3 protein-coding genes are annotated in these 6,166 nt (G+C 42.7%); 1 reads left to right on the top strand and 2 read right to left on the bottom strand.

Annotated elements, in window-relative coordinates:
• Both Q0C29_RS10325 and Q0C29_RS10320 read right to left on the bottom strand, forming a co-directional pair.
• On the bottom strand, window positions 1–2,128 hold a 2,128-nt coding region (locus tag Q0C29_RS10325; RefSeq protein WP_292000582.1), incomplete at its 3' end, for an ABC transporter substrate-binding protein.
• Between the two features lie 123 nt (window positions 2,129–2,251).
• Window positions 2,252–3,289, bottom strand: a complete 1,038-nt coding sequence (locus Q0C29_RS10320) for a TrmB family transcriptional regulator sugar-binding domain-containing protein (RefSeq protein WP_292000581.1) — start codon at window positions 3,287–3,289, stop codon at window positions 2,252–2,254.
• Between the two features lie 305 nt (window positions 3,290–3,594).
• Between Q0C29_RS10320 and Q0C29_RS10315 the strand changes: the two genes are divergently transcribed.
• On the top strand, window positions 3,595–6,162 hold the full coding sequence (locus Q0C29_RS10315; protein ID WP_292000580.1) for a glycosyl hydrolase-related protein: 2,568 nt from the start codon (window positions 3,595–3,597) through the stop codon (window positions 6,160–6,162).
• Window positions 6,163–6,166: the final 4 nt, after the last annotated feature.

Genomic DNA, 6,166 nt, shown 5'->3' with positions numbered 1-6,166 from the left:
AGTATGAGGCTACACAAGCCTGCAACTGAGGATCAGGACTCGGCAAACCAATGAATGCAGCATACTGAGGATACTTAGTCCACAGTGAACCATTAACAATAGCCTCAGCCAAAGGAGGAATAGTACCTTGTGGTGCGAATCCGCCTAAGAATACTAGGTCTATTGTATCAAATGATGCGCCAGACATACCATGTGGATACTCTAGCGTGTATGCTGCTTCACTGTACTTGCTTACATTGAATGGTATGCATTTCATTAACCAACCCATATCAACATACTTAGGTACTGCGCCCTGGGCAATGGCCTCAGTTCCAATCTGTATTGCTGGTACCCAGTATTCGAACCATGAGTAAAACACCTTAACTAACTCCTCATATGTTGATGAACCAGGCTCAACAGCAGCTATTGCGTTTTCCCAGTTTGTTAGGTTAATGTACCCGAATGTTGAGTTTACGCATGTTACTATAGTGTTGTTGGGTATTGGTAAATTAGTGGTCACTGGCTGACAATACCAACCAGTAATATGATTATCAACAACACTCGGGAAAGCAAAGGGAGTTGTAGTTCCAGTATTCGGATATGCTGACGAATTAGGAAGGCACCAGCCCCCGGAAAATAGTGTTGGCCCATTCCACTGGGCTGAGGTTAAGTATACCCAGAATGTATCGTAACCACCCTTATTGAGCCCAGCGTAAATGAAGTCCACATTATCCGGTAACTTACAGGTAGTCTCTTCAGTGTAGTATGTTGCAGCCTCAACGGAGATGACCTTAGTTGGTATTCCAAACTTTCCCAATTGCGCAGCTATTTCTGAGCTAATAGTTAACCAGTCAGTGCGCCCATCAGTGTATAGTGTTAGTGTTAGTGGTGTGCCGTTTGGTAGATACCATTGACCGTTCTTATACACTAAACCAGCCGACTTAAGGAGTTGTGAGGCATAGGTCCAGTTAACAGTATAATTAATAACCATACTCCTAATAGACTCAGGTATGGTTACGTAGAGGCCAGGAACAACATTGGGCGGTGGAACTGGGGCGAGAACCCAAACTGGGTAATAGGCATATGGTGGTGGACCCCATGCTAATATAGCCTCAGTCCTGTTTATAACATAGGCAATAGCCTGCCTAACAGCAGGAATATTGAAGGGGTAGTATGCGGGTAATGAAAATCCCATTGTTGATATGTCGGGCATTGGGTTGAAAACGTAACCATCCTTAATAGCGACCTGATAAGTTGATGGTGGTGCAGTCCACCCAAGCACGAAGAAGTTCTTGTGAGTAGCCATTAATTCAAGTAATTGAGTTGTACCTGAGGAAAGCGCAACATATGCGTTCAACTCTGGGTAATACTGCCACGTGTGGAATGGGAAGATCTCATTCCACTTAGCCAGTAGCCATGGTGGATCCAGGTCAACCGTTATAGCTTGTGTACTAACGTGGCTAGCGTAATATGGACCCAGGCTCCAATAGGGTACAACCATCTCAGTTATGTTCTTCTGACCAAACACATACGCCTCACTGGCATTCATAGTCCTTAACTTTTCAATAGTAGACTCCCATACTGGCCATGGTGTTTCAGGCCTAGTTATAAGTATCCATATCCACTCCGTGGGTGACCATGCATCAAAGTGGAATTCAATCGTATAATTATTCAACACTATTATGTCCTTATCAGCATTCTGGGGGCTAATCCATGGAGCATAGCTATCAAAGGCCTTCGCCTCAATGTAGAAGTACGCGTAAACGTCCCATGCTGTGAACGGTATTGTTGCTGATCCATTATACCAGTATAAGCCAGGCCTAAGGTAGATTATGAAAGTCTTATTCTGCGGGAACACGGTCCAATTCTCAGCTAATACTGGCCAGAATTCATTAGTTGCAGGGTTCCATAGTGCTAGTGGTGCGTAATCACTGGCCCACCATATTGGCCAAAGGCTTAATGATGAGAATGGGTTATACCATGGTGCAGGCCATGGGGGGACAACAACATAGTACCATGGTGCCGCATAGTAAAGGGAATATGTTGGGTATGACGATTGAGCATTAACTACGCTTAACACTGATATAATTACTATTGCACCTAGACCTAGTATTAACCATATGTGTTTATGTATGTTGAGTTTCCCCATGCATTTTAAACGTAATCTTAGTTTTTAAACTTTTCTCCAATAGTACTACGCTTTTATAGTATAAAATTCACAATATTTAATTCTAATCCATGTGGTCATGAAATTGAAGGTGGTGCTTGGCTCCTAAGCATTAATGGGATTTAAGCTTTCTATTACTACTTCGTGAGCCTCAATGTCCTCTAACTCTGCATCGTATCCTCCAATTGTGTACTGGTTATTATCGCTCCTTAGCACCATGTTAGAGACTCTATTAAGCATGTTGACTGATGAAACAATCCCCTTTACCTCTATTGGTTCATTTCTCTTTAAGAGTATACCCTTAACTGATACAACTGGGTTATAGCCATGCGTCAACAGCACCTTAAGGTTTAGTAATGCGAAGTAAATATTCAAGAACCTACGCGGGTACTTACCCTTATCTGGGTCTACGTAAAGTGCATTCTCCGATTCTTTCCATGTAGAGCTAAATATTGTGAGAAACCTGGAAATCATATCAGTGTCTTGAATTATGTAGCAGTAGGATCCCTCACCGGCTGCTACTGACCTTCTACTTGCATAAACACCCCTACTGAGGTCTGCTGCAAGTAGTAGGAAGTCCCCAAGCTTATTCACCTTAACCCAAGCCGCATCCCCATACTCCCTTAGTGGGCGTAATTCTTCTTCGCTAATACTTGGGTAAACCAGTAAGTATAATCTAACACCTCTTCTTAAAGCATCCACAAATAGCCTTAAGTTTTTCCTAAGCATCCAGTTGGGAATTTCACCATATACTTCTACCTGTGCGTTTGAAGTAACTTCTACTAGACCATTATTTAAGCCATCCATCCCATATGCAACGTATATTTGGGAACTACTACGTATTGGTAATTCAATTCTTTTAACAGCTTCCTTAATTGATAGGAATGATGAAATGTAGGTGTCTATTATTGTGGAGAGACTATATGCACTGTACTTCTTAGGTCTACTGCTTGATACCTTTATGAACCCCCTCCTTATTAGGCTTGAGAGTATATTGTATAATTGAGGTTGATGAACATCAACCAATTCTAAGATATCCCTAACACTTGCCTCACCCTTCTCAGCTATTACTAAGAAAACCTCAGCCTCCCTATTCGTTAAACCCATCATAGTTAAAGCCTTCAATAAGTAATCCCTATCCATAGTCGTGGACTCGCTTACCGATAACCATTACTTTATTTATAAGGTTAATGCAGAATAAATCAGCTTCTTAACTTAAGTATTGGGTTACTGCAATAAAGCGCCTATGATGAACTTAGCCAAGAATAACAGCCACTATTAGGTTTAGCGGAAAATACTAATGCCTTATTTAAGGGGGCTAAGAGGTATTATTCAGCTGATTGGGTATTCAAGGTTGCTGGCTTTAACTATTAATCCATAGCTATTAATTTAAGGAGTTAACTAAGTTAAGGATATTCTTAAATACTAGTTATACGTACAACTTAATAATGAGTAGCCTTAATGTTTGGGTTAAGCCAACCAGCTTCATTACTAAGGATGGTTTAAGGGGGCTTTTAATATACGTGAGGAATAGTTTGCCTTACTCAATGCGGTTTAGTGCTGGTAATGGTTCTTTCACGGCTAATCCTGGTTTATCATGGTTCCTGGTTAGTATTAAGCCTGGTGAATCCATTAACGTGGCCTTCGAGAACGGCGAATCCTTTAGCTTCAGACCTAACTTCGGGGAAGCTAGGAGGTTTAGGGTTTATGTTGCCCCAACAGTGCATACTGATTATGGGTATACTGATCTTCAGCCTAGGGTTGAGGAGCTGCATAGAAGAAACATGGATGAGGTCCTTAAAATAGCCTCTAGGGGTGGTAAGTTTGTTGTTGAGGTTACTGAGCAACCCTTCGGTAGGATAATGGAGCTCCTGGATGCTAATAAGAAGGGTCTTGTTGGTGTTCAAGCCTTCCCATTGAATATACTAACTGGCTTATGTAATCATGAGGAGTTGATTAGGATGCTCTATGGCATAAGAGACCTGAGGGCAGCCGGCTTTAGGATTGAGGCGGCTGCATTAAATGACATACCGAGTGCCATATGGGCTCTACCAAGTGTCTTGTCTCAAATAGGAATTAAGTATTATATACAGGGCTCTAATCCAGATAGGGGGCCGTTACATAAGTTGAATACTTGGCTTAAGTCACCCTTCAGGTGGATTGGGCCTGATGGAAATAATGTATTAGCCTGGTTCAGCGGTGGCTATGGTGGATTAATACCGGGGTTTCATGGTTACCACCAGGGTTGGTCAGCGGGCTTGTTGACGAGCCTAGATAGGGCTGAGGCTGGCTTAGCCCATTTCTTAACGACCATTGAGGAGAGGGGTTACCAGTATGAGGATGTATTACTCTACGGAATGTTCATTGATAATTGGCCTGTATCCGACAGGTTCCTCGACATAGTTAGAGAATTTAACGATAAGTGGGATAACCCCAAGTTAATAATAGCCACCACTGAGGAGTTCTTCAAGGCCATTGAGCCTAAGGCTAGTAAGGTGAATGAGGTTAGGGGTAGTTTCGGAACCTATTGGGAGGATGGCGCTGCCTCAACGGCTAGGGAGTTAGCCATGGTTAGATTAGCCAAGAAGCTCCTCTACTTTGCTGAAGCAGCCTACGCAATGGATTACCTGAAGGGGTTTAAGTACCCTAAGGATGATTTGAATGAGGTTTGGAGAAGCATCGTCTACTTTGATGAACACACTTGGGGCGCCTGGAACTCTGTGAGTGATCCATTTAACCCAGGCGTATTGGAGCAGTGGCGTATTAAGGCTGGTTTCGCTGAGAAAGCCCTCAACAAGGTCATTGAATTAACCAGGGGTGAGTACGTCAGTAACCCATACCCATTCAGTGTTGAAGGCTTAATTGAGGGAAACTACGTATCACTACCACCAATGTCTTCAAAGCCCCTGATCAGGAAGCCTATGGTTAAGAGACCCATTAACGGTAATGATGCGGCATTTGAAACAAACCACTACAAGGTCATTATTAAGGATGGTAAGATTGTGAGTATTATTGATAAGGAGCTTGGTGTTAATCTCATTGATTCAAGTGATTACTCATTCGATGAATACATCTACGTACTTGGCGGTAGAGGCACAAGCATGGAGAGAACAATATTGAACTACCTATATGAGGGTGAGCCGACTAAACCAGTCTTCACCATAATTAAGGAATACTCAAGCAGGTTAATTGATGCCTACGAGAATGACGATTCGTTAACCTTCGTACTGGAGACTGAGGGTTACTTATCGAGGATCAGGAAGGAGGTTACTTTAGTTAAGGGGCGTAAGGAAATCATAATTAGAAATATTGTTAATAAGGCTGAGAACTACGATAAGGAGGGGGTTTACTTCGCCTTCCCCTTTAATCTAAGGAAACCAAGAGTACTTGTTGAGGAGCCGGGTGCGTTCGTTGATGCTGAACGGGAATACGTTGAGGGAGGTTGCGTTAACTGGTTTACGGTCAATAACATTGCCTTACTTAAGGGGGAATTCGACATAGCCCTATACGCATCTGAAGCCCCCTTAATAACCATTGGCAGCATCTTTGATGGCGTTTGGAGACCTAAGGTAAGTGTTGAGAATGGCTTAGTCTTCTCATATGTAATGAATAATTACTGGCATACTAATTATAAGGCAGCCCAGGGCGGTGAATTCACATTCACGTACAGGTTAACCAGTGGTAGGGGAATTAAACCCAGTTCAGCCTACAGATTCTTCGCATCACCAGACGTAGGTAGGTACATTGATGGGGACTTAGCGATAGATCCACCTGAGGTCGTGGTTACTACGGTTAAGAAGTGGGATTTAGGTGAGGGTATTGTTCTAAGGCTGCTTGAGGTTGATGGGGAAGCCAAATCGTTAACCATAAGGTCAAAAACCCTAAACGGTTACGTAGCCTACATAGCTAACCCACTTGAGGAGCCTATTGAGAAGGTTGGTGAATTCACTAATGGCGAATTAAGAATTAGCATTAAGCCCCGCTCATACTTAACCATTGTAATCAAGAGACAGTAGGTTC

Source organism: Caldivirga sp. (assembly GCF_023256255.1).
In the GTDB taxonomy this organism is placed as follows: domain Archaea; phylum Thermoproteota; class Thermoprotei; order Thermoproteales; family Thermocladiaceae; genus Caldivirga.
The sequence above is the reverse complement of the archived record's forward strand: the minus strand, read 5'-3'. Positions and strand labels throughout refer to the sequence as shown.